The sequence below is a fragment of the Luteimonas chenhongjianii genome (assembly GCF_002327105.1).
In the GTDB taxonomy this organism is placed as follows: Bacteria; Pseudomonadota; Gammaproteobacteria; order Xanthomonadales; family Xanthomonadaceae; genus Luteimonas; species Luteimonas chenhongjianii.
On the sequence record NZ_CP023406.1, the window covers coordinates 1,786,678 to 1,808,144 of the forward strand.

General features: G+C 68.8%; 25 protein-coding genes. 3 read left to right on the top strand and 22 right to left on the bottom strand.

The window, feature by feature from the left end:
* Positions 1–95: 95 nt before the first annotated feature.
* Positions 96–671: a response regulator transcription factor gene (locus tag CNR27_RS08170; RefSeq protein ID WP_096297818.1), complete on the bottom strand. Its 576-nt coding sequence runs from the start codon at positions 669–671 to the stop codon at positions 96–98.
* Positions 668–1,906, bottom strand: a complete 1,239-nt coding sequence (locus tag CNR27_RS08175) for an ATP-binding protein (RefSeq protein ID WP_096297820.1) — start codon at positions 1,904–1,906, stop codon at positions 668–670. The genes CNR27_RS08170 and CNR27_RS08175 overlap by 4 nt, the downstream gene beginning before the upstream one ends.
* Before the next feature lie 114 nt (positions 1,907–2,020).
* Here CNR27_RS08175 and ispG point away from each other — a divergent pair, with 114 nt between their 5' ends.
* Positions 2,021–3,313: a flavodoxin-dependent (E)-4-hydroxy-3-methylbut-2-enyl-diphosphate synthase gene (ispG, locus tag CNR27_RS08180; RefSeq protein WP_096297822.1), complete on the top strand. Its 1,293-nt coding sequence runs from the start codon at positions 2,021–2,023 to the stop codon at positions 3,311–3,313.
* Entirely contained in the window at positions 3,306–4,019 is a 714-nt protein-coding gene (locus CNR27_RS08185; protein ID WP_096297824.1) for a phosphatase PAP2 family protein, read from the top strand. Before ispG ends, CNR27_RS08185 begins: the two co-directional genes overlap by 8 nt.
* A gap of 166 nt (positions 4,020–4,185) precedes the next feature.
* On the opposite strand, the gene CNR27_RS08190 is transcribed toward CNR27_RS08185, so the two are convergent.
* From CNR27_RS08190 to asnS, 17 genes are all read right to left on the bottom strand, one after another.
* A complete protein-coding gene (locus CNR27_RS08190; RefSeq protein ID WP_157745323.1) occupies positions 4,186–4,743 on the bottom strand; it encodes a DUF2939 domain-containing protein in 558 nt (185 codons plus the stop codon).
* Positions 4,744–4,825: 82 nt separating this feature from the next.
* Positions 4,826–5,512 carry a DUF2461 domain-containing protein gene (locus CNR27_RS08195; protein WP_096297827.1) on the bottom strand — a complete coding sequence of 229 codons (687 nt, stop codon included), beginning with the start codon at positions 5,510–5,512 and terminating at the stop codon, positions 4,826–4,828.
* The gene (gene sbcB, locus CNR27_RS08200; protein ID WP_096297829.1) at positions 5,509–6,978 is read right to left on the bottom strand and encodes an exodeoxyribonuclease I; all 1,470 of its coding nucleotides are present in this window, start codon (positions 6,976–6,978) and stop codon (positions 5,509–5,511) included. Before sbcB ends, CNR27_RS08195 begins: the two co-directional genes overlap by 4 nt.
* Before the next feature lie 82 nt (positions 6,979–7,060).
* A complete protein-coding gene (locus CNR27_RS08205; RefSeq protein ID WP_096297831.1) occupies positions 7,061–8,440 on the bottom strand; it encodes an FAD-dependent oxidoreductase in 1,380 nt (459 codons plus the stop codon).
* On the bottom strand, positions 8,437–9,714 hold the full coding sequence (gene kynU, locus CNR27_RS08210; RefSeq protein ID WP_096297833.1) for a kynureninase: 1,278 nt from the start codon (positions 9,712–9,714) through the stop codon (positions 8,437–8,439). Before kynU ends, CNR27_RS08205 begins: the two co-directional genes overlap by 4 nt.
* A 61-nt stretch (positions 9,715–9,775) precedes the next feature.
* Complete coding sequence (locus CNR27_RS08215; RefSeq protein WP_096300442.1) at positions 9,776–10,786, bottom strand: amidohydrolase family protein; 1,011 nt, start codon at positions 10,784–10,786, stop codon at positions 9,776–9,778.
* Between the two features lie 56 nt (positions 10,787–10,842).
* Complete coding sequence (locus tag CNR27_RS08220) at positions 10,843–11,472, bottom strand: hypothetical protein (protein WP_096297835.1); 630 nt, start codon at positions 11,470–11,472, stop codon at positions 10,843–10,845.
* Positions 11,473–11,503: 31 nt separating this feature from the next.
* Positions 11,504–12,052: a 3-hydroxyanthranilate 3,4-dioxygenase gene (locus CNR27_RS08225; protein WP_096297837.1), complete on the bottom strand. Its 549-nt coding sequence runs from the start codon at positions 12,050–12,052 to the stop codon at positions 11,504–11,506.
* A 4-nt stretch (positions 12,053–12,056) separates the two neighbouring features.
* A complete protein-coding gene (locus tag CNR27_RS08230) occupies positions 12,057–12,599 on the bottom strand; it encodes a RidA family protein (protein WP_096297838.1) in 543 nt (180 codons plus the stop codon).
* Entirely contained in the window at positions 12,592–13,266 is a 675-nt protein-coding gene (can, locus tag CNR27_RS08235) for a carbonate dehydratase (protein ID WP_096297840.1), read from the bottom strand. Before can ends, CNR27_RS08230 begins: the two co-directional genes overlap by 8 nt.
* Before the next feature lie 7 nt (positions 13,267–13,273).
* Complete coding sequence (locus tag CNR27_RS08240; protein WP_245815576.1) at positions 13,274–14,755, bottom strand: aldehyde dehydrogenase; 1,482 nt, start codon at positions 14,753–14,755, stop codon at positions 13,274–13,276.
* Positions 14,734–15,543: a DNA-formamidopyrimidine glycosylase family protein gene (locus CNR27_RS08245; protein ID WP_096297842.1), complete on the bottom strand. Its 810-nt coding sequence runs from the start codon at positions 15,541–15,543 to the stop codon at positions 14,734–14,736. Before CNR27_RS08245 ends, CNR27_RS08240 begins: the two co-directional genes overlap by 22 nt.
* A 38-nt stretch (positions 15,544–15,581) precedes the next feature.
* Complete coding sequence (locus CNR27_RS08250; protein WP_096297844.1) at positions 15,582–16,367, bottom strand: SDR family oxidoreductase; 786 nt, start codon at positions 16,365–16,367, stop codon at positions 15,582–15,584.
* A gap of 3 nt (positions 16,368–16,370) precedes the next feature.
* Entirely contained in the window at positions 16,371–17,009 is a 639-nt protein-coding gene (locus CNR27_RS08255) for an FMN-binding negative transcriptional regulator (protein ID WP_096297846.1), read from the bottom strand.
* Between the two features lie 13 nt (positions 17,010–17,022).
* Positions 17,023–17,322: a hypothetical protein gene (locus CNR27_RS08260; protein WP_096297848.1), complete on the bottom strand. Its 300-nt coding sequence runs from the start codon at positions 17,320–17,322 to the stop codon at positions 17,023–17,025.
* A 14-nt stretch (positions 17,323–17,336) separates the two neighbouring features.
* Positions 17,337–17,639 (bottom strand): hypothetical protein, encoded by a 303-nt coding sequence (locus CNR27_RS08265; RefSeq protein ID WP_096297850.1) that lies wholly within the window; start codon positions 17,637–17,639, stop codon positions 17,337–17,339.
* A 115-nt stretch (positions 17,640–17,754) separates the two neighbouring features.
* Positions 17,755–19,152: an asparagine--tRNA ligase gene (gene asnS / locus CNR27_RS08270; protein ID WP_096297852.1), complete on the bottom strand. Its 1,398-nt coding sequence runs from the start codon at positions 19,150–19,152 to the stop codon at positions 17,755–17,757.
* A gap of 113 nt (positions 19,153–19,265) precedes the next feature.
* Here asnS and CNR27_RS08275 point away from each other — a divergent pair, with 113 nt between their 5' ends.
* A complete protein-coding gene (locus CNR27_RS08275) occupies positions 19,266–19,601 on the top strand; it encodes a HesB/IscA family protein (RefSeq protein WP_096297854.1) in 336 nt (111 codons plus the stop codon).
* Between the two features lie 81 nt (positions 19,602–19,682).
* Here CNR27_RS08275 and CNR27_RS08280 read toward each other — a convergent pair whose 3' ends face one another.
* The 3 genes from CNR27_RS08280 to cyoC are packed head-to-tail and all read right to left on the bottom strand — an operon-like array spanning position 19,683 to position 21,455.
* Positions 19,683–20,423 (bottom strand): SURF1 family protein, encoded by a 741-nt coding sequence (locus tag CNR27_RS08280; protein ID WP_199730888.1) that lies wholly within the window; start codon positions 20,421–20,423, stop codon positions 19,683–19,685.
* Positions 20,424–20,436: 13 nt separating this feature from the next.
* A complete protein-coding gene (gene cyoD, locus CNR27_RS08285; RefSeq protein WP_096297858.1) occupies positions 20,437–20,820 on the bottom strand; it encodes a cytochrome o ubiquinol oxidase subunit IV in 384 nt (127 codons plus the stop codon).
* Positions 20,817–21,455 (bottom strand): cytochrome o ubiquinol oxidase subunit III, encoded by a 639-nt coding sequence (gene cyoC, locus CNR27_RS08290; RefSeq protein ID WP_199730889.1) that lies wholly within the window; start codon positions 21,453–21,455, stop codon positions 20,817–20,819. Before cyoC ends, cyoD begins: the two co-directional genes overlap by 4 nt.
* Positions 21,456–21,467: the final 12 nt, after the last annotated feature.

Genomic DNA, 21,467 nt, shown 5'->3' on the forward strand with positions numbered 1-21,467 from the left:
CGCAGGTTCCGCGCCATGCGTGCCTGGGCAGAGGCCGCGCGGTGCACGCATCGCCGCCGCCCCGCCGCCGGTGGTCGCTCCGTCCCCGCCCGTGCTCAGCCGTCGCCGGGTGGCCGTCGCTCCGGCCCCGGCCGCTTGGCGAGCTTGCGTTGCAGCGAGCGCCGGTGCATGCCGAGCAACCGCGCGGTCGCCGAGATGTTGCCGCCGGTTTCGGTCAGCGCCTGCTGGATGTGTTCCCACTCCAGCCGGTGCAGCGGGATCATCGTGGGACTCTCCAGCGTGTCCTCCTCCTCGCGCTCGGGCCCCGGCGCGCCGGGCGCGGGTTCCGTGTCGAGCAGGATGCGCTGCAGCGTGTCGGCCGACACCGGCTTGGGCAGATAGTCGTCGGCGCCGCGCTTGATCGCTTCCACCGCGGTCGCGATGCTCGCGTAGCCGGTGACCAGCAGAATGCGCATGTCGGCGCGGATCGCCCGCAGCGGCTCGATCAGCGACAGTCCCGAGGCTTCGCCGAGCTTGAGATCGACCAGGGCGAAGTCCGGCGTCGTGCGCGCGGCGATGTCCAGCGCGGTGGCCATGTCGGCCGCGATCTCGCAGTCGATGCCGCGTCGGGTCAATGCGCGCCGCAACGCTTCCAGGTACAGGGTGTCATCGTCGACCAGCAAGCCCTTCATCGCATCGTCTCCGTCGGAGTGCGGTCGCCTGCCTCGACGGGGATGCGGAAGTGCACCCGGGTGCCGCCGCCTTCGGCTTCCTCCATGTCCAGTTCGCCGTCGAGCTGCTCGATCACCGCGTGCGACAGCGCCAGGCCCACGCCCAGGCCGTCGGGCTTGCCGCTGCGGAAGAGCACCGGCAGGAACGGCGCCTGCGCATCGAAACCGGTGCCGTAGTCGCGGATCGCGCCGTCGAGCATGCCGGTCTCGATCTGCAGATGCAGGTCCACGCGGTTGCTGCCATTGCCTTCGCTGGCATCGGCGGCGTTGTTGAGCAGGGCCAGCAGCAGGTGGCCGATGGTGCGGTCGACGCGCTGGTGCACATCGACGTTGCCGCTGCGGCCCAGCGCGATGGCCGGGCGGACCAGCTGCCAGTGTTCGAGCACGCGGCCGATGTCGACCCGGGTGCTGGCGGAGGGATCGGCCGGATCGGCGAGCGAGCGTACCCGGTCGCGGCAGGTGTCGACGAGGCGCCGCAGCGTCGCCACGTCCGCCGCGCCGTCGCCGGCCATGTGGCTGGTGTCGAGATCGTCGAGCAGAAGGGTCATCGTCGCGAGCGGAGTATTGAGTTCGTGGGCGACCGAGGCAGCGTGGGTCGCCAAGGCCAGGATGCCTTCGTTGCGGACGAAGCGGTCACGCAGGGCGGCGAGTTCGCGCTCGCGGCGGTCGCGCGCGGCGGCCAGTCGGATCATGAAATACGACACCAGGCCCACCGACAGGAAGAAGTTCACCGCCATCCCGGCCAGATGCAGGTTGTAGTGGTCGTGCAGGTGCGGCAGGGGCTGGCCGAAACTGATCGCGAGCATGTAGCCGCTGACGCAGGCCAGCGCAGCGGCGATCGCCCAGGCCCGCGGCAGGGCCATCGCGGTCAGCGCGATCGGCAGCAGGAACAGCGAGGCGAAAGGATTGGCGATGCCGCCGGTCCAGGCCACCAGCCAGGCCAGCACCGCAGTGTCGACCAGCACATGGGCGAAGGCCTCGGCCGGCGTGGCGTCGCGGCTCTGGGTCAGGCGCACGTGGACCAGCACGTTGAACGCGGCCAGCAGCAGGACCGGGCCCCATAGCGGCCAGCGCGGCAGGTCCATCTCGAAGCCGTGGGTGACCCACAGGATGGTCAGCGACTGCCCGCCCACCGCGAACCAGCGCAGGCTGTACAGGGTGCGGAGCAGGGCGGTTGCGGGCGGCTGGGGCTGCATCGCCCGCCATCCTAGTCCAGCGCGGCGCGGCCCGCGCTGCGGCCATTGGTCGCATTCGCGCGCGGTTTCGGCGCGCGTCACCGTCAGTCGGACGCGAACCGCTAAAATGCACGCATGTCTGCCCAGCCCACGCCCGATTCCCCCATCTGCCTGTCCGATCCCGCGACATTGCCCGCCTTCGGCGCCGCGCCCCGTCGCGGTACCCGTCAGGTGCATATCGGTGGGGTCGCGGTGGGCGGGAATGCGCCGATCGTCGTGCAGTCGATGACCAATACCGATACCGCCGACATCGCCGGCACCGCCAAGCAGATCGGCGAGCTCTGGCGCGCGGGCTCGGAGCTGGTGCGCATCACCGTCAATAATCCCGAATCGGCCGCGGCAGTGCCGCGCATCGTCGAGCGGCTGGCGATGCAGGGCATCGAGGTGCCGATCATCGGCGACTTCCACTACAACGGCCACCAGCTGCTGGCGGGCGAGCCCGCCTGCGCGGAGGCGCTGGCGAAATACCGGATCAATCCCGGCAATGTCGGCTTCGGCAGGAAGCGCGACACGCAGTTCGCGCAGCTGATCGAGTTCGCGATGCGCTACGACAAGCCGGTGCGCATCGGCGCCAACTGGGGTTCGCTCGACCAGTCGCTCGCGGCGACGCTGATGGACGAGAACGCCTCGCGCGCCGAGCCCTGGGATGCAGGCCGTGTGCTGCGCGAAGCCCTGATCCGCTCCGCGGTCGACTCGGCCGAACGCGCTGTCGAACTGGGCCTGGCGCGCGAGCGCATCGTGCTCAGCGCCAAGGTCAGCGGCGTGCAGGAGCTGGTGGCCGTCTATCGCGACCTGGCCGCGCGCTGTGATTTCGCCCTGCACCTTGGCCTGACCGAGGCCGGTATCGGCAGCAAGGGCATGGTCGCCTCCAGCGCCGCGCTGGGCATCCTGTTGCAGGAAGGCATCGGCGACACCATCCGCATCTCGCTTACCCCGGAGCCGGGTGCGTCGCGGACCAAGGAGGTCGTCGTCGCCCAGGAACTGCTGCAGACCATGGGCCTGCGCGCGTTCACGCCGATGGTCACCGCGTGCCCGGGCTGCGGCCGCACGACGTCCGAGTTCTTCCAGGAACTGGCGGGCGTGGTCCAGGACCACGTGCGCGGCAAGATGCCGGAGTGGAAGATCACCCACCCGGGCGCGGAGAACATGACCCTCGCGGTGATGGGCTGCGTGGTCAACGGACCCGGCGAGTCGCGTCACGCCAATATCGGCATCTCGCTGCCGGGTACGGGCGAAGCGCCTTCGGCGCCGGTCTTCATCGACGGCGAGAAGGCGATGACCCTGCGCGGCGAGAACATCGCGCACGAGTTCGTGGCACTGGTCGACGACTACGTACACCGCAACTACGGCCGCGGCGTCGATGCCTGACGGCGGGAGTGCCGTCGCCGAGGGCTCGCGCGAAGCCGGCGGTCTACTGCGTCGCCACGGCTGGAAGTTCCTGCTGCTGTTCGCCGGCGTGATGCTGCCGATGTGGGGCTTCATGGAGCTCGCCGACGAGGTCCACGAGTCGGAAGTCATCCCGTTCGACGAGCCGATCCTGCGATTCGCGCAGGAGGCCGCGCGCGATGGCTACACGCGGGTGTTCCTGTTCTTCTCCCAGATCGGCTACGCCAGGGGCGTGGTGCCGGTCGACATCGGGCTGGTTCTGGTGCTGCTGGCGATGCAACGCTGGCGCGACGGTCTGTTCGCGGCGGTGGCGACGGGCGGCTCGGCGTTGTTGAACATCGGGACCAAGCAGCTGTTCGCCCGCGACCGGCCGAGCCTTTGGGAATCGATCGCGCCCGAGGCCACCTACAGTTTTCCCAGCGGCCATGCGATGGGTTCGATGACGCTGGCTGCGGTGCTGATCCTGCTGGCCTGGCCGACCCGCGCACGCTGGTGGGTGATCGCCGCGATGGTCGTGTTCGTCCCGATGGTCGGCCTATCGCGTGTGTATCTGGGCGTGCATTACCCGTCCGACATCCTCGCCGGCTGGGCTGCGGCGTCGGCGTGGGTGGTCGGGGTGTACCTGGTGATGTATCACCGGCCCGGTTGGGTCGGGGGCGCCAGGGACCGGCAAAAGCCCGCTGGGTAGCACGGGCAGCGCTCCGCCGCAGTAGTACCGCGCGGCAAATCTTCGCTTGCACTGGAGTCTGGTGGGGGCGAATCGGGCGAAGTGTCTTTTCGTCCTGCCGCGCGCTCGCTCGTCCACTGGGTGCTTCGTAACCGCTCCCTGCGCTGCCGAAAAGAGAAGCGAAAGCTCAGCCGCCTGCCGACGCCACGTCCTGGAGGGGCAGGCGGATATCCGAGAGCCTCCATTGCAGCCCCCGCCGGGTCAGCACGAACTCGATCGGCCGGCTGCGGTCGTCGCGAACAGTCACAGTGAAACGCGACGGTGAGTGGTAGCGGTAATGCGCATCCTCGAGTGGATCGCCGGCCTCGGGATCCGGGCCCGTTCGCATCGGCGATGCGCCGCCGGCCAGGTTCCACAGTCGTTGCCCGCGCATCAGCGTGCTCAGGCCGACCGGCGTCACCATCATGTCCACGCCGGCGCCCGCGGCGCTGCCCGCGACGCGCAGGCCGATCGCGCCGAGCAGACTCGACTGCAGTCCGGGCCCCGCTTCGCGGACCACCGCGTCGGCCAGTTGCACACGCAGGCTCTGACGCAGCGCCGGGAAGTCCACGTGCCGGGAGAGTGCGCGCGAGTCCTCTTCAAGCACCGCGTCGCGGATCGCGTGCACGGTCAGGAACGGGCCGGCTGCCACATAGCCGGCCAACAGCACGAACACTGCACAGAGTATCCAGACGAGACGCTTCATGGTTGCCGGGCTGCTGGAGACGCAGCGATTGTCGGCTGCCATGGCGCAGTCGCCGCTGAACGCATCGGGCGCGCGGCGATGCTCAGAACTCCAGGTCCAGCGCCGCGCACAGGTAATCGACGAACGGGCCCAGTGTCACCAGATCGGCGGCGATCGTCTGCCGCAGCTGCGGCCCGGTCATCGTGGCGTCGTCGAGCGTGCGCCAGAACACCCAGTTCTTGTGCTTGAGATCGTCGATGTACTCGAAGTCGGCAGGAAAGCCGCGCGGCGGACGCACCAGCATCTCGCTGGTTTCGAATTCGAAGCGCTTGCGGAGCCGGGGATCATGCGCCGCGCGCTTCCAGCTGCCCGGGTTGTCGACGATGAACTGCCTGAGCTTGCGCTGGGTGGGCGGTTCGGGATGCCACAGGCCGGCGCCGACGAAGCTCTCGCCCGGCTGCAGGTGCACATAGAACGAAGGCGCCGGCAGTTCGCGCCGACGCACATGGAACAATCGCGCACCCTGCCATTGCTTGTAGGGCGACTTGTCGTTGGAGAAACGCGCATCGCGGTAGATGCGGAACAGCGAACCCCCCTGGGTACGCGGATCGGCGCGGAATTGCGTGCTCACCGCGGCAAGGTCGGGTTGCAGATCGGTGATCAGCTGCAGGAAGGGCTGGCGCACATGCGCTTCATAGTCGGCCTTGTGCGCGGCGAACCATGGCTTGTCGTTGTTGCGGGCCAGGCCGCGCAGGAAGCGGAAGCTCTTGTCGCTGAAGTACGTGGTCATGCAGGCGCCGGGACAGGCGGATCGGAAGGTAGACGCGTGGCGAGGCCATGGCCCCAGTCGACGAGGGCGTCGAGCAGGCTGGCCCGGCGCGGATCGTGCGGATTCTCGGCGCGCAGCGTTTCGATCTGCGTGAAATAGCCGGCGAAGTCCAGCTCCGACTGGGTCGTGCCCGGGCCGAGGCGCTCGCAGCGATAGGCGTCCCAGCGCAGGCGCTCGTCGGCGCTTAGCGTGCCAGGCCAGTTGCGCGCGCGGTAGCGCATCAGCAGCGCATCGAAACGCGGATCCTCGAAGCCGAAGTCACGCGAGCCGAGCTGATCGGGTGGCGTCGCCCGGACCTGGGCCATGCGCCGCTTGTCGCCGTCGCCGGGAAAGCCGTCATAGAGGGCGCCGTCCGGATCGCAGGGTTCGAAGGCGCGTTCCACCGCGAACACCCGGCGGATCTTCTCGGCGAGCGCCGGACCTGCCGCGCGCAGGCGCGCTGCACGCCGCTCGATTTCAAGCGGCTCGATGCCGAGGCGCTCGAAATCCACGGGCCGAAGATGCGGCCAGGCCACGAGGGCGGGGCAGCGGTTGCTGTGCACTTCCTTGAGCGGGATGCGCGCCACACCCTCGGGCAGATCCTCGCGCCGTGCGAACACACGCGAGGCGATCGTCTCGGCGTCGAGATCGAGCAGCCAGTCCGGGTCGCCGTCGAGGTCGAACGCGATCACGCGGCTGTCGTAACGCGGGTGGCGGGCGAGCGGCAGCACCGCAGCGGCGCACATGCGCGCCGCCGGGTAGCGCTGCGAGACGTGCAGGACTGGGGTCATCGCGATGGTGTCGAGCATCGAGGCCGCGTGGCGCTTGTCGCGCAGCTTCGCCGCGTAATCCCACAGACGCGGCTGCGCGTTGCGGAACAAGCGCGCCAGGCCGATCAGTGCACGCACATCCGACAGCGCCTCATGCGCGTCACCGGTGCGCACGCCGTTGGCGGCCGCCAGGTGCTCGAGCTTGAACGAGGTCGCTCCGTCCTCGCGCGTCGGCCAGACCAGGCCTTCGGGACGCAGCGCGTGCCACAGCCGCATGACATCGAGCAGGTCCCACCGCGAATTGCCGCTGCGCCACTCGCGCTCGTAGGGATCATGGAAATTGCGGTACAGGCCGAAGCGGACGAATTCGTCGTCGAAGCGCAGCGAGTTGTAACCCAGCGTGCAGGTCTTCGGCCGTGCCATCTCCTCCTGGATTCGCGCGAACGCCTCCGCCTCGGTGAGGCCGTGGGCAAGCGCATGCTGCGGCGTGATACCGGTGATCAGCGTCGCGACCGGAGAGGGCAGCAGGTCGTCGGCCGGGCGCACGAAAAAATCGATCGGCGCGTCGATCTCGTTGAGATCGGCGTCGGTGCGGATTGCAGCGAACTGCGCGATGCGCGTGCGGCGCGGGTCGGAACCGAAGGTTTCGAGATCGTAGAAAAGGAAACTGTCGGTCATGCGTGTGGCAGCCGGTGGGTTGCCGTCGTGGCAGGCCGGGACGGCGGCACGGGGCCGGGATCAGGGAAGGAGGAACGTGCGCTCACGCGGGCACGTCCTCGAGCGGCGTCAGTTGCGCGAGCACTTCGGCATCGATCGCGTTCCAGTCCAGCGCCGCGAGTGAGGCATGCCCGGCGGTGGCCCGTTCGAGGATGCCGCGCTGGACGTCGGTGCGGCGCATCGCCAGCGAATAGGGGATGCGCATGAAGGTGACCATGGCGTAGTGCGGCACGAAGCGGCCGGGGTGACGGTCCTGCAGCGCGAGTTCGAGCTCGCGCTGCAGCAGGTAGTCGGCATCGTCGACGCGGTCGCGCATCTCCAGGTAGTTGTCGAGCGCCATGCGCTGGATCGCCGCGGCATCGGGTTTGCGTTCGGCCTCGAACGCGGCGAACGCGGTCGCGAGGTCGGCGTTCGCATCGAGGTGTCCGGCCAGCGCCACACAGTCCTCGAACGCGCAATTCATGCCCTGGCCGTGGAACGGCACCATCGCGTGCGCGGCGTCGCCCAGCAGCACCGCACGGCCGTCGAGATGCCAGCGCTCCAGATACAGCGTGGCCAGCTGGCCGACCGGGTTGCCGGCCCAGTCGCGGTCGAAGTCGGGAATCAGGGCCAGCGCGGACGGAAAGTCGCGTTCGAAGAACGCGCGCGCCGCATCGACATCGCCCAGCTGGTCGAACGCCGGCCCGCCGTCCGCGCCGGCCTGGTGCGGCAGGAACAGGGTGACGGTGAAGGTCTTCTCGTCGTTGGGCAGCGCGATGCACATGTAGTGCCCGCGCGGCCAGATGTGCAACGCATTGGGTTCGATGCGGAAGCCGCCGTCGCCGCGTGGCGGGATCTCGAGTTCCTTGTAGCCGTGGTCGAGGAAATCGCTGCGCTGCCCGAGATCGTGCACGCGGTGCATCGCCGCGCGCAGCGCCGAACCCGCGCCATCGGCGCCGACCAGCGCCTGGAACGGCACTTCCCGCGTGCTGCGGTCGCGCGGATCACGGAAGACCGCGCGCCGCGAATCGAAGTTGACGGAGTCGAGGCCCGCATCGAAGTGCAGCCGCGCACCCGCCGCCTCGGCCAGATCGAGCAGCACGATGTTGAGGTCGCCGCGGTGCACCGACCAGATCACCTCGTCGTCGTCGCGACCGTAACGCTGCAGCACCGGCTCGGTGTCGCCCACATGCACCATGCGGCCGCGCATCATGATCGCGTGGCGCATCACCGCGTCGTCCGCATCGGCGGCGCGCAGGGCATGCCGGCCACGTTCGGCCAGGGCCAGATTGATCGAACGGCCGCCGCCGTAGCCCTGCACGCGGGGATCGCCGCGCTTCTCGTACAGATCCACGTCCCAGCCGCGACGCCGCAGCAGGATGCCGAGCAGGGCGCCGGCCAGGCCCGCGCCGATGATCGTCAGATGGCGCGCGGGTGCGTTCACGCGTCGCGCCAGCGGGCCACGGTGCGCACGAAGCGCAACACGTCGGCATGGGTGTTGTAGAGCGGTGCGGGCGAAATGCGGATCACATCCGGCTCGCGCCAGTCGCCGAGCACGCCGTTGTCGGACAGGCACTCGAACAGGGCGCGGCCCTGCTCGCGGCCACCCCGGACGCGCAGGGACAGCTGCGCGCCGCGGCGTGCGACATCGCGCGGCGTGACGATGTCGAGCACGTCGTCGAGCTGGCTGCGGATCAGCGTCTCCAGATAGCCGGTCAGCGCTTCCGACTTGGAGCGCAGCGCGGGCATGCCGGCCTCGGTGAACAGATCCAGCGAGGCGCGCAGTGGCGCGAGGCCGAGGATCGGCGGATTGCTGAGCTGCCAGCCTTCGGCACCGGGCGTGGGCTGGAAGTCGGGTCCCATGCGGAAACGCGTCGCCGCGTCGTGGCCCCACCAGCCGGCAAAACGCGGCCGGTCGGTGATCGCGTGGCGCGCGTGGACGAACGCGCCTGCCACGGCGCCGGGGCCACTGTTGAGGTACTTGTAGTGGCACCACACCGCGAAGTCGGCGTCGCTGTCGTGGAGCTGCAGCGGCAGGTTGCCGGCTGCGTGCGCAAGATCGAAACCCACCACGGCACCCGCGGCATGGCCCAGCCGGGTGATTTCCGCGAGATCGAAGGCCTCACCGGTGCGGTACTGCACGCCCGGCCAGAGCACCAGGGCCAGGCGATGGCCGTGCTCCTCGATCGCGGCGGCCACCGCGTCGATGCCGAACAGGCCGTCGGCGCCGGGCTGCACTTCGATGAGATCCGTGTCGGGGTCGAATCCATGGAAGCGCACCTGCGACTCGAGCGCGTAGCGGTCGGACGGGAACGCGCCGGCCTCCATCAGGATCGCCGGGCGCTCGGCGGTCGGGCGGTAGAAGCCGACCATCAGGAAATGCAGGTTCGCGGTCAGCGAATTCATCGCGACCACTTCCTCCGGCTGCGCGCCGACGATCTCGGCCAGCTGCGCACTGAGCAGGCGGTGATAGGTCATCCACTGCGAGTTGCCGCGGAAGTGGCCCTCGACCGCCTCCATCGCCCACTTGTCGAGCACGTCCTCGACCTGCGCGCGCGCGCCGCGCGGCTGCAGGCCGAGCGAATTGCCGACGAAATAGGCCTGTTCCACCTCGCCGAAGCGCGGCAGATGGAACTGCGCGCGGAAGCGCTGCAGCGGGTCGGCGGCATCGGCGGCGGCGGCGTAGTCGTCGGAGAACAGGGTCTGCGGATCGGTCATGGAGTTCGTTCGGTCGGAAGGCCGCGCAGGTGCGCGGCAAGAGGGGAGCGGGGGCCCGCGGTCACGCGAAGCGGCCGGGCGACAGGCCCAGCCATTCGAGCGCTGTGCCGTGATACAGCCGTGCGCGCGAGGCGTCATCGAGCGGGATTTCCTCGATGCCGGCGCCGGGCACCTGTTCCCCGAGCGGGAACGGATAGTCGGTGCCGAGCATCACGCGGTCCGTGCCGCAGGTGTCGAGCAGGTACTGCAGCGCACGCGGATCGGCCACCCAGGAATCGAAATACAGCTGCTTGAGATACCCGCGCGGATTGTGCGGGTTATCGGTAGCGACGAGGTCGGGGCGCATGTTGAAGCCGTGTTCGATGCGGCCGATCGTGTACGGGAAACTGCCGCCGCCGTGCGCCATGCAGATCTTGAGCCTGGGCAGCCGCTCGAGCACCCCGCCGAAGATCAGGCAGCAGGCCGCGCGCGACTGCTCGGCCGGCATGCCCACCAGCCACGGCAGCCAGTACTTGGGCATCGACTCGCTGCCCATCATGTCCCAGGGATGGACGAGGATCGCCGCGCCGAGGTCCGCCGCGGCCTCGAAGAAGGGAAACAGTTCCGGCGCGTCGAGATTCCAGTCGCCGATGTGGCTGCCGATCTGCACGCCCTGCAGGCCGAGCTGGTCGACGCACCGCTCCAGCTCCTGGATCGCCAGCCGCGGCGACTGCATCGGCACCGTGCCGATGCCGGCGTAATGGCGCGGATGCGCCGCGACCGTCGCGGCCATGTGGTCGTTGAGCGACTGGTGCAGTTCCAGCGCGTGCGCAGGCTTGGCCCAGTAACTGAACATCACCGGCACCGTGCTGATCACCTGTACCTGCACGCCGAACCGCGCGTAGTCGTCGATGCGCTCGCGCGCATCCCAGGTCTTGGACCAGATCTCGCGGAAGAAACGCCCGTCCTTGTAGATGCGGTGGCGACCATCGGCGGTGTGATGGATCACCGGGAAGCGCGCATCGCCATACTTCGATGCCAGATCGGGCCAGTCGCGCGGCAGATAGTGGGCGTGGATGTCGATCTTCAGCATGGTCGCCATCCTAGACGACCGGCCCGCGCCGATCACGCCGCAGGCGCACAGCCGGTTCAGGGCGCGGAGGTTTCGCCCGGGCGACGTTCCTGCCGCAGCTGCTCGATCGTCGGCGGGTCGGGGTGGACCTGCTGGCCCATCGCAGCCGCCATCTCACCGATTTTGGCCTGCGTCTCGGCCAGCGGCGGCACGCCCATGCGTACTCGCTCCGCATCGTCGACCGCGCCGTCGGCCATGGGATACAGGAACAGGCCGGCCTCGTCGCCGTGGAACTGGGTGCCGAACCACTGCGGTTGCAACTGGGTCGTCATGATGCGGTCCCATGACGCGGCGACCAGCCAGCGGTAGCGGATTTCGTCGGGGTCCAACGTGGAGGCCAGCGTCGAAAGCGCGTGCGCGATGCGGATGTCTTCCAGGCCCTTGCCGTGCTGGAACACCATTGCCGCGTGATAGTGGTCTGCTGCAGTGCGCAGCGCACCCTCGCGCATCAACACGAGTACGCGCGCGCGCCGTGCGGCATCCTCCCGGTACACCACCGACCAGTCGATGTTCGCCGCGTCCGCGCGTGCCTGCTGATCCTCGTGATGGATCGATGCGAGTTCGGCGTTGTCGGAGACCTGCGCCTGCGCTGGGGCCAGCATGGCGAGCAGGCCGCACAGCAGCAGGATGGTCGGGCGCCTGGTCATGTGCGGTCTCCAGTCTCTGGATCGGCAGGTGTCAGGTGATGTCGGCCAGCGTGTCGGGATCGGGATCGTAGCGGACAGGGCGAGGGTTGAGGTGGCCGCAGGCCTCGCAGCTGCGGTGCTCGATCGAGCCGTAGAACAGGTCGAACACCGGCGGGAAATCCTGCTCGATGTCGTGGAGATGGAAGTACCGCTCGAACAGCTTGTGGTTGCAGCGTTCGCAGAACCACAGCAGGCCGTCCTGCTCGTGCGGCAGGCGCTTGCGCTCGATGACCAGGCCGATCGAATCGGGGCCGCGCTGCGGCGAATGCGGCACCTTCGGCGGCAGCAGGAAGGTCTCGCCGGCGCGGATCGGAATATCGCGGACCTGACCGTCCTCCTGGATGCGCAGCACCATCTCGCCTTCGAGCTGGTGGAACCACTCCGGGCCTTCCTCGTAGTGATAGTCGGTGCGTGCGTTCGGGCCGCCGACCACCATGACGATGAACTCGCCGTCGTAGATGCACTTGTTGCCGACCGGCGGTTTGAGCAGGTGGCGGTGCTCGTCGATCCACTTCTTTAGGTTCAGCGGTCCGGGGATCATCCGTTCACTCCTGTGGCGCGTGTGGCGGGGAGTTGGGGTGGCCGGCGTCCGCTGCGCTCACCCCATCATCGGCTGCGCCGGTGGTCCCCGCCTCTCCAGCAGGGCGCGCGAGGGGCATCGGTTCGCGACCTGAGGTTGCGATGCACTTCATCTCGATCGCGATCGGCGTCGGCAGGGCGTCGATGCCAAGCGTCGTGCGGCAGGGCGCGGTGGCAGGATCGGGGAAATACTCGGCCCAGATCGCGTTGTAACCGGCGAAGTCACCGGCCATGTCGGTGAGGTAGACGGTCACGTCGACCAGGTCTTCCCACCGCGCGCCGCTGGCCTCGAGCACCGCGCGCACGTTAGCGAACACGGCGCGCGTCTGCGCGGCGATGTCGTGTGCGACGACGCTGCCCCGATCATCGAACACGTTGCCCGGCACCGAATCGCTGGCCGGATCGCGCGGACCGATGCCCGACAGGAACAGCAGCCCGCCGGCGCGGCGTGCATGCGGATAGCGCCCGACCGGGCGCGGCGCGGCCGAGGCCTGGATGGCCTCAGTCATCGCGGCGGCCGCGGGCGACCACGCGCGCGATATCCGCCACCGCGGCGTCGTAGGCCGGGCCGATCTCGGCGTGCGAAGCGACGTCCATGCCGAGTTCGCGCACGCGGCCGTCACCCAGCGCGTAGACCCAGCCGTGCACGGCGAGCTTCTGCCCGCGCGCCCATGCGTCGCGGATCACCGTGGTCTGGCAGATGTTGAGCGCCTGCTCCACGGCATTGAGCTCGCACAGCCGAGCATGGCGCAGGTTGATGTCGTCCACGGCGGCCAGCAGACCGGCGTGTTTGTGATTGACGTCGGCCACGTGGCGCAACCAGTTGTCGACCAGGCCGACCCGCGCGCCGGTCATGGCCGCGTGCACGCCACCGCAGCCGTAATGGCCGACCAGCAGGATGTGTTCGACCTTGAGCACATCGACCGCGAACTGGATCACCGACAGCGCGTTGAGGTCGCCATGCGACAGCACGTTGGCAACGTTGCGGTGGACGAAGACTTCGCCCGGATCCAGGCCGAGGATCTGGTTGGCGGGTACGCGCGAGTCGGAGCAACCGATCCACAGGTACTTCGGCGTCTGCTGGTTCTCCAGCCGGTGGAAGAAATCCGGGTCGTCGCGCACCGCGCGCTCGGCCCAGTCACGGTTGTTCTGCAGCAGCTTGTCGAGTTCGCCCATTGCGTGATTATTCCAGAGACAGGCCGATGTTCTTCGGTTCGGTGAAGAAACGCATGGCTTCCATGCCACCCTCGCGGCCCAGACCGGACGCGCCGGTGCCGCCGAATGGCGTGCGCAGGTCGCGCATCAGCCAGGTGTTGATCCAGACCATGCCCACGCGCAGCGCAGCCGCCAGACGGTGGGCGCGGACCAGGTCGCGTGTCCAGATCGACGCCGACAGGCCGTAATCCCCGGCATTCGCCAGGGCGAGGGCCTGCGCGTCGTCGTCGAAGGGCTGGAGCGTGACGACGGGGCCGAAGATCTCCTCGCGGTTGGTCGCGCAGTCGGGGCCGAGGCCATCGATGACCGTCGGCGCGACGAACCATCCCGGCCGCGCGAGCGCGTGGCCACCGCAAAGCACATGGCCGCCTTCGGCGCGCGCGCGTTCGATCGCGGCGAGCACCTTGTCGAACTGTGCCTGCGAAACCAATGGACCCATGCGTGCATCGGAATCCATCGGATCGCCGACCCGCAGGGCCAGCGCCTCGGCGACGAAGCGCTCGCGGAAGGTCTCGTAGATGCCACGTTCGACCAGAATGCGAGAGCCGCACAGGCAGATCTGCCCGCTGTTCTGGAACGCCGAGCGCACCAGGGTGCCGAGCTGCGTCTCCCAGTCGCTGTCGGCGAAGACCAGGGTCGCGTTCTTGCCACCGAGTTCCAGCGATGCCTTCTTGAGCGCCGCGCCCGTGCGTGCACCGATGCGTCGGCCGACTGCGGTACTGCCGGTGAAGGACACCGCGCGCACGCGCGGATCGTCGACGAGGGCGTCACCGACGTCCGCGCCGGAGCCGTGCACCACATTGATCACGCCCGGCGGGAAGCCGATCTCGCCCGAAAGCTCCGCCAGCAGGGTCGCGCTCGCCGGCGTCACTTCCGACGGTTTGGCGACCACGGTATTGCCGGCCGCGAGCGCCGGCGCGATCTTCCAGGTGAACAGGTACAGCGGCAGGTTCCACGGCGAGATCGTCGCGACCACGCCCAGCGGCGTGCGCAGCGTGTAGTTCAGGCCCGCCTCGCCGTGATGCGATTCGCTGGCGAACTGCGTGGCCGCGTGGGCGAAGAAGCGCAGGTTGGCCACGGCGCGCGGAATCTCCGCATCGCGTGCCAGCGCGAAGGGCTTGCCGCCGTCGCGCGCTTCGACATGGGCAAAGTCGTCGATCCTCGCCTCCAGCGCCGCAGCCAGTCGCTCCAGCCAGGCCGCGCGCGCGCTGTTGGGCAGGGCGGCCCAGGCCGGCGCCGCGCGGGCCGCGGCGGTGACCGCTGCGGCGACATCGTCGGCGCTTCCGGCCGCGACTTCGGCATAGACGCGTCCGCTCGCCGGCTCGTGCACCGGCAGCCAGCGGTCGCTGCCGGGCGCGCGCGCCGCGCCATCGATCCAGTGCATCAGTCGTTGCATGGCCGCCAGCTTACCCGAGCCGGCGTTGCCGCTCAGTGCTGGCAGGCGGGGCACCAGTAGAGTCGGCGCGCGGCCAACCGCTCCTCGACGATGGTGCCGCCGTCGCGCGGGCAGGGGTCGCCCTTGTGCTCGTAGACCTCGAATCCGAACGTCGCCCGGGTCCGCGCGAGATAGTCCTTGCCCGGCGGCAGGATGTCGCCGTGCTTGGCGCGATACGCGCGCCGCGGTACGTCCAGCAGCGCCTTCGCCAGCCGCCGGCGCTCGGCGGCCGTCAGGTCGCGCAGGATGCGGTAGGGCGACAGGCGCGCGTGGTAGAGCACTTCCGAGCGCAGGTAGTTGCCCATGCCGGCGGCGAAACCCTGGTCGAGCAGCAGCACGGCCAGCGTGCGTCCGGCGAAGCGCGGGGTGTCCATGTGCGCGAGCAACCCGGCCGCATCGACCGCCGGGTCGAGCACGTCCGGGCCGAGCTTGGCGAGGTAGGGCTGCGCGTCGAGCTCGTCGGTGCGCCACAGCGAGATGGAGGGGGCGGCATACAGCGCCGCGGCCCCGCGCGCGGTCACCAGCAATACGCGTGGGCGGGCGCCATCGGGCAGCGCGTCGACATCGTCGACCAGACGCCAGAATCCGAACAGCTGGCTGTGGGTATAGAGGGTCCACCCGCTGGAGACGGCCGTCAGCAGCGCCTTGCCGCGCGCTTCCACTGCGAGCACCCGCTTGCCCTCCAGCAGGCCGCGCTTGCGTTGCAGCCTGGGATCGATGAAACGCGCCTGCGTGAGTACCTCGTCGACCAGCAGGGTCGACAGGCGATCGGCAAGTTCGTGGGTTTCGGGACCTTCCGGCATGGCCGCATCGAAGCAGCGGCGGTGTCGCGCCGTCGTGACTAGATCGAGGCCATCCGCCCGCCGTCGACCGGTAGGCTCACGCCGGTGACATAGGCCGCGGCCGGCGAGCACAGGAACGCGATCACTCCAGCAGTCTCGGCGGGTTCGGCGAAGCGTCCGGCCGGCACGTTCGCCCGCATCGAGGCCAGCACCGCTGCTTCGTCCTGACCCGTGCGGCGCACGCGGTCGGCGACGATCTGGTCGATGCGGCCGGTACGCGTGTAGCCGGGCAGCACGTTGTTGACGGTGATGCCTTCGGGCGCGAGCTCGCGCGAGAGCGTCTTGGCCCAGCTGGCGACCGCGCCGCGCACGGTATTGGATACGCCCAGACCGGCGATCGGCTCGCGCACCGAGGTCGAAACCACGTTGACGATACGGCCCCAGTGGGCGGCGCGCATCGCCGGCAGCACCGCCTGCACCAGTACCTGGCCGCCCAGCAGATGCCGGCGGAACGCCGCTTCGAAGGCGTCGAGGGGCGCTTCGTGCGCGCTGCCTCCGGCCGGCCCGCCGGTGTTGTGGATCAGGATCTGGGCCGGATGCGCCGCGACATGCGCGGTGACGGTCGCCTCCAGATCCGCGGTCCGGTCCATGTCCACGGCCAGCAGGTGGTGGTGCTGGCCATGCGCCGCGGGCAGCGCATCGCGGACGATCGCCAGCGCATCGGCCCTGCGGGCGAGCACGGTGACGCTGGCCCCAAGCAGGGCGAGCTCATGCGCGGTCGCGCGGCCGATGCCCTCGGAGGCCCCGCAGACGAGGGCGTGGCGGCCGGTGAGATCGAGATCCATGGGTCAGGGCTCCGGCTGGATGTGGGAGGTCAGACCGCTCCGCATCAGTGCAGCGATCGCGCGCGCGTTGTCGCCGGGGCGCGATTGCAGTGCCTCGACGACCGCTGCGCGGTTCGCCTCGGGATGGTTCTGGCTGAGCTTGCGGGTCAGTTCGGTGGCGTGCACGCGCACGCGGAAGCCGACAATCCCGCGTAACTGCGCGCGTTCCCGCGGATCGGTGTGGTCGTAGCGCCAGTCGCCGCCGGTCTGGGTTTCGAAACGGAGCGCGGTCCGCGCGACCAGATCGCCAAGCGCGTCTTCGTTGTCGAAGCGTTCGAAGCGGCCGCGCAGATGGGCCACGACATAGTTCCAGGTCGGGACGCGCGCACGTTCGCCCTTGTCGGGGTACCAGCTCGCCGACAGGTAGGCGTGCGGGCCCTGCACCAGCACCAGGACGTCCTCGCCCGCGTGGGCCTGGGGATTGGCGCGGGCCCAATGGCCCTCGAGGACGAGGTTTCCGTTCTCGCGCCGCGCGAGCACCGGCACATGGCTCGCATCCGGGGCGCCATCGCGCACCGTGACCAGCGTGACGAAGGGATGTGCGTCCAGCAGCGCATCGAGACGCGCGGGATCCGGGTCGATGAAGGCGCGCGGCGTGCTCATCGATCGGTACAGGTCAGGCGCGGGCGCCGAGCACCTGCACCATGCGGTCGCGCAGTTGCGCGTCGTCGTCGGCCTGCGGAGGCGACAGCGTCTCGAGCGAGAAACCGCGCATCTGCGCGTCTTCCTCGTCGAGGCCGGCCCACTCGACGAACTCGGCGTCGAGCAGCATGGCGCGCGCGGTGTCCTCGCTGTCGTAGGGCAGGGTCCTGCCGTCGCTGTCGAACACCTCGGCGGTGCCGGCCTCGAGCACGCGCAGGCGCGCCCAGATCACGGTGCGGCCCAGCGAAGCGATCCACCACTGGTCTTGGGTCATGCGAAAAACTCCGGTCAGGGGGCGATCGACCACAGCCACAACAGGGCCGAGGCGGACAGCGCGCCAAGGATCACCAGTAACGAAATGCGTGCGGGCGTGGCAAGACCGGTGAAGCGGCCGTCGCGGACCTCGTAATAATGGCCCCCCAGCAGCCAGCGCAGCGCCGCCGGTTGCAGGAACGCACCTTCGCCGAAACGGGCACGGACCTCGGGGTGACGGTCACGCAGATGGACCAGCGACAGCGGCCAGAAGATCACGAACGCGGTGAAACCGCCGATCGCGACGCCGAAGAAACACAGGGCGAGGAAGAGCGTCATCCGCGCACCCGGCCCCGCGGCGCGGATGCCGGGGGGCGTGCCGTCAGCGCGCCAACGCACCACGGCCTTCCGCCAGGGGCGCCGGCTGCCAGTGCGGGAGCGCAGGTCACGGCCGTCAGTACTCCGCCTGACCCGGTGCCCGCGGATAGGGAATCGCGTCGCGGATATTCGACAGCCCGCAGACGTAGACGATCAGTCGCTCGAACCCGAGGCCGAAGCCGGCATGCGGGACGGTGCCGTAGCGGCGGAAATCCCGGTACCAGCCGTAGTGTTCCCGGTCCAGCCCGAACTGGTCCATGCGTGCGTCGAGCACGTCGAGGCGCTCCTCGCGCTGTGCGCCGCCGATGATCTCGCCGATGCCCGGCGCCAGCACGTCCATCGCCGCAACCGTCCTGCCGTCGTCGTTGAGGCGCATGTAGAACGCCTTGATGTGCTCGGGGTAGTTGGTCACCACGACCGGCCGGCCGACGTGCTGCTCGGTGAGCCAGCGCTCGTGTTCGGTCTGCAGGTCCAGGCCCCATTCCACCGGGAATTCGAACGTGTGCCCGGACTTCTGCAGCAGCGACACGGCTTCGGTGTATTCGATGCGCTCGAACGGCGCGTTGATGAAGCCCTCGAGACGCGTGACCGCGTCCTTCTGCACGCGCTCGGCGATGAAGGCCATGTCGTCGGCGCGCTCGTCGAGCACCGCGCGGAACAGGTACTTGAGGAACTCCTCGGAGATGCGTGCGTTCTCGGCGAGGTCGGCGAAGGCGATCTCCGGCTCGATCATCCAGAACTCGGCCAGGTGGCGCGTGGTATGGCTGTTCTCGGCGCGGAAGGTCGGGCCGAAGGTGTAGACCTTGCTCATCGCCAGGCAGAACGCCTCGACGTTGAGCTGGCCCGACACGGTGAGGAACGCTTCCTTGCCGAAGAAATCACGGCTGAAATCGACCTTGCCCTCGCGCATCGGCAGGTTGGCGAGGTCCAGGGTCGAGATGCGGAACATCTGGCCGGCGCCTTCGGCATCCGACGTGGTCACGATCGGTGTATTGATCCAGAAGTAGCCGTTCTCGTGGAAATAGCGGTGCGCGGCCTGCGCCAGACAGTGGCGGATGCGGGTGACCGCGCCGAACAGATTGGTGCGTGGGCGCAGATGCGCGACCTCGCGCAGGAATTCCAGCGAATGGGCCTTGGGCTGGATCGGATAGGTTTCCGGGTCTTCCACCCAGCCCACGACTTCGATCGATTCGGCCTGGATCTCGTAGCTCTGCCCTTGGCCCTGCGACTTGACCAGGGTTCCGGTGGCGATGACCGAGCATCCTGCGGTCAGGCGCTTGATCTCCGACTCGTAGTTGGCCAGTGCGCTCGGGGCCACGACCTGGATCGGCGAAAAGCAGGAGCCGTCGCTGACGTTGACGAAGCTCAGTCCGGCCTTGGAGTCGCGCCGGGTTCGCACCCAGCCGCGAACGGTGACTTCACCGCCTTCCGGAATATGCCCCGCGAGGGCCTGTTGGACGCTGGTCGTGGTCATGCCTTGAATCCCGGAAATCCGGTCCGATACACGTGGCTGCACAGTCTACCGGAGCCGGGCGGCGCATCGCCGCCGCCAGCGGGCGTTCGGGTCCACCGGAGTACAATCGTTTCATGGCCATCGCACTCGCTCCCGCCGCGCTCGAACGCGCCCGCCGCTTCCTTGCAGACAGTCCCGATGCACTGGGTCTGCGCTTCGGCGTGACCCGGACCGGATGTTCGGGGTGGGGCTATGTCGTCGACATCGCGCGCGAGGAAAAGCCGGGCGATGCGATCAGCGAGCAGGACGGCGTGCGCATCTACGTGGACGCCCAGAGCCAGGCGATCGTGGATGGCACCGAGATCGACTTCGCGCAGAAGGGGCTGAACCAGGAGTTCGTGTTCCGCAACCCCAACGCGGCGGCCGCGTGTGGCTGTGGTGAGAGCTTCACCACCGATCCGACCAAGTAGGTTCTCGTTCTGCCGGCGGCGGCAGGCGGCGTTCATTCCGGCCGGGTTGGGGCGCGCAGGGCAGGGCGCCGCGCTTGCACCCTAGGACCTGCGGGCGAACTCGCTCCGCACCACGAACCCCACCGCCAGCAACCCCAGTAGCGCCATGCCGAACCAGGTCAGCGCGTAGCTGAGGTGGCTGTTGCGGAACTGCAGCATCGTCATGCCGGGCACGGGCCAGTTGCCGGTGTCGATCCGGTCCTGCGCATCGATGAAGAACGGAGCGACCGGCCCGACCACCGCGCGCGCGGCCGACAGCTCGTCGGGCGCACGCACGTACCACCGGTCTTCGTCGGGCACGTTGTCGCGAAGGAACAGGCCCGCGCGGTCGGGCATGCGGAGCAGGCCGGTGACGCTGACGATTTCGCTTTCGTCATGCCGGGCGCGGCTGTCGCGGGCGCGATGCGCATTGTCGACGTAGCCACGATTGATCCAGACGGTCCCGTCGCCCGTGACCAGCGGGGTCATGATCCAGTAGCCGGGGCCGTGCTCGGTCGTTGCATAGACCGCCACTTCCTGGGTGTGCAGCAGGCGGCCACGCGCGGTGACGCGCCGGTACTCGTCCTCGCCGGCGTTGATCGTTCCCCAGGTCGACGACGCCGGCAGAGGCTCCGGCGCCGCGTGCACGCGTGATTCCACGCGTGCGATGAGGTCGCGCTTCCATTGCAGCCGGTCCACCTGCCACAGCCCCAGGGCGATGAAGCCCGCGGTTGCTGCGAGCAGGAAGACCAGCAACACCCAGCGGACGAGCGGGCGTGCAGCTGCGTTGGAATCCTCTTTCACGATGGCCCTCGCGTCAGGGCGCGATGCGCATCTGCTCGGGCGACATCGGCATCATGTTGGTGTCGAGGTGGTACATGACCCACAAGGATCCCACCAGCGCGATGACGATGATGATGCCGGTGAACAGCAGCGACATCAGGATCCAGCCGCCTTCCGATTTCCGGTTCATGTGCAGGAAGTAGACCATGTGCACGACGATCTGCACGGCGCCGAACGCCATGATCAACGCGACCGTCAGGATGCGGCTCTCGAGCACTTCGCCCATGACCAGCCAGAACGGGATCACGGTGAGGATGACCGACAGCACGAAGCCGATCACGTAGTCGCGCATGCTGCCGTGGCTGTGTGCGTCGTGCGCCGACTCGTGGCCGGCGTGGTGGTTGGTTTCGGTGCTCATCCCACGACTCCCATCAGGTACACATACGAGAACACGCCGATCCAGATCACATCGAGGAAGTGCCAGAACATCGACAGGCACATCAGGCGGCGATTGTTGGCGGCGTTGAGCCCGTGCTTCTTCAGCTGGAACACCAGCGTCACCAGCCAGATCAGGCCGAACGTGACGTGCAGGCCATGGGTGCCGACCAGGGTGAAGAACGAGGACAGGAACGCGCTGCGCTGCGGCGTCGCGCCCAGGTGCGCCAGATGCTGGAACTCGTAGATCTCGATGCCGAGGAACGCCAGGCCGAACACGCCGGTGACCAGCAGCCAGGTGATCGTCCCGCGAACGTTGTTGCGGTACGAGTTGAGCATCGCGAACCCGTAGGTGATCGACGAGAACAGCAGCATGAACGTCGCGACCAGGATGAGCTTCAGGTCGAACAGGTCCGCCGGCGACGGGCCGGCCGCGTAGTTGCGGCCGATCACGGCGTGGGTGGCGAACAGGATCGCGAAGATCAGGCAGTCGCTCATCAGGTAGATCCAGAAACCGAGATTGGTCCCGGTTTCCGGATGGTGCGCATGCTCGGCATGCGCGTGCGGGTCCTCGACCACGTGGTAGACGCGCTCGGTGGGGCCGGTGGTGGATTGCATCGTGTGTGCCAT

Bases quoted from the DNA above. Each gene is read 5' to 3' on its own strand.
- can (WP_096297840.1), bottom strand. From the start codon at position 13,266: ATGGGCGAACTCGACAAGCTGCTGCAGAACAACCGTGACTGGGCCGAG.
- CNR27_RS08170 (WP_096297818.1), bottom strand. From the start codon at position 671: ATGAAGGGCTTGCTGGTCGACGATGACACCCTGTACCTGGAAGCGTTG.
- cyoC (WP_199730889.1), bottom strand. From the start codon at position 21,455: ATGCAATCCACCACCGGCCCCACCGAGCGCGTCTACCACGTGGTCGAG.
- CNR27_RS08245 (WP_096297842.1), bottom strand. From the start codon at position 15,543: ATGCCGGAAGGTCCCGAAACCCACGAACTTGCCGATCGCCTGTCGACC.
- CNR27_RS08260 (WP_096297848.1), bottom strand. From the start codon at position 17,322: ATGACCCAAGACCAGTGGTGGATCGCTTCGCTGGGCCGCACCGTGATC.
- CNR27_RS08255 (WP_096297846.1), bottom strand. From the start codon at position 17,009: ATGAGCACGCCGCGCGCCTTCATCGACCCGGATCCCGCGCGTCTCGAT.
- CNR27_RS08230 (WP_096297838.1), bottom strand. From the start codon at position 12,599: ATGACTGAGGCCATCCAGGCCTCGGCCGCGCCGCGCCCGGTCGGGCGC.
- ispG (WP_096297822.1), top strand. From the start codon at position 2,021: ATGTCTGCCCAGCCCACGCCCGATTCCCCCATCTGCCTGTCCGATCCC.
- CNR27_RS08185 (WP_096297824.1), top strand. From the start codon at position 3,306: ATGCCTGACGGCGGGAGTGCCGTCGCCGAGGGCTCGCGCGAAGCCGGC.
- CNR27_RS08265 (WP_096297850.1), bottom strand. From the start codon at position 17,639: ATGACGCTCTTCCTCGCCCTGTGTTTCTTCGGCGTCGCGATCGGCGGT.
- CNR27_RS08215 (WP_096300442.1), bottom strand. From the start codon at position 10,786: ATGCTGAAGATCGACATCCACGCCCACTATCTGCCGCGCGACTGGCCC.
- CNR27_RS08250 (WP_096297844.1), bottom strand. From the start codon at position 16,367: ATGGATCTCGATCTCACCGGCCGCCACGCCCTCGTCTGCGGGGCCTCC.
- CNR27_RS08220 (WP_096297835.1), bottom strand. From the start codon at position 11,472: ATGACCAGGCGCCCGACCATCCTGCTGCTGTGCGGCCTGCTCGCCATG.
- CNR27_RS08225 (WP_096297837.1), bottom strand. From the start codon at position 12,052: ATGATCCCCGGACCGCTGAACCTAAAGAAGTGGATCGACGAGCACCGC.
- cyoD (WP_096297858.1), bottom strand. From the start codon at position 20,820: ATGAGCACCGAAACCAACCACCACGCCGGCCACGAGTCGGCGCACGAC.
- CNR27_RS08175 (WP_096297820.1), bottom strand. From the start codon at position 1,906: ATGCAGCCCCAGCCGCCCGCAACCGCCCTGCTCCGCACCCTGTACAGC.
- CNR27_RS08195 (WP_096297827.1), bottom strand. From the start codon at position 5,512: ATGACCACGTACTTCAGCGACAAGAGCTTCCGCTTCCTGCGCGGCCTG.
- CNR27_RS08275 (WP_096297854.1), top strand. From the start codon at position 19,266: ATGGCCATCGCACTCGCTCCCGCCGCGCTCGAACGCGCCCGCCGCTTC.
- kynU (WP_096297833.1), bottom strand. From the start codon at position 9,714: ATGACCGATCCGCAGACCCTGTTCTCCGACGACTACGCCGCCGCCGCC.
- sbcB (WP_096297829.1), bottom strand. From the start codon at position 6,978: ATGACCGACAGTTTCCTTTTCTACGATCTCGAAACCTTCGGTTCCGAC.
- asnS (WP_096297852.1), bottom strand. From the start codon at position 19,152: ATGACCACGACCAGCGTCCAACAGGCCCTCGCGGGGCATATTCCGGAA.
- CNR27_RS08190 (WP_157745323.1), bottom strand. From the start codon at position 4,743: ATGAAGCGTCTCGTCTGGATACTCTGTGCAGTGTTCGTGCTGTTGGCC.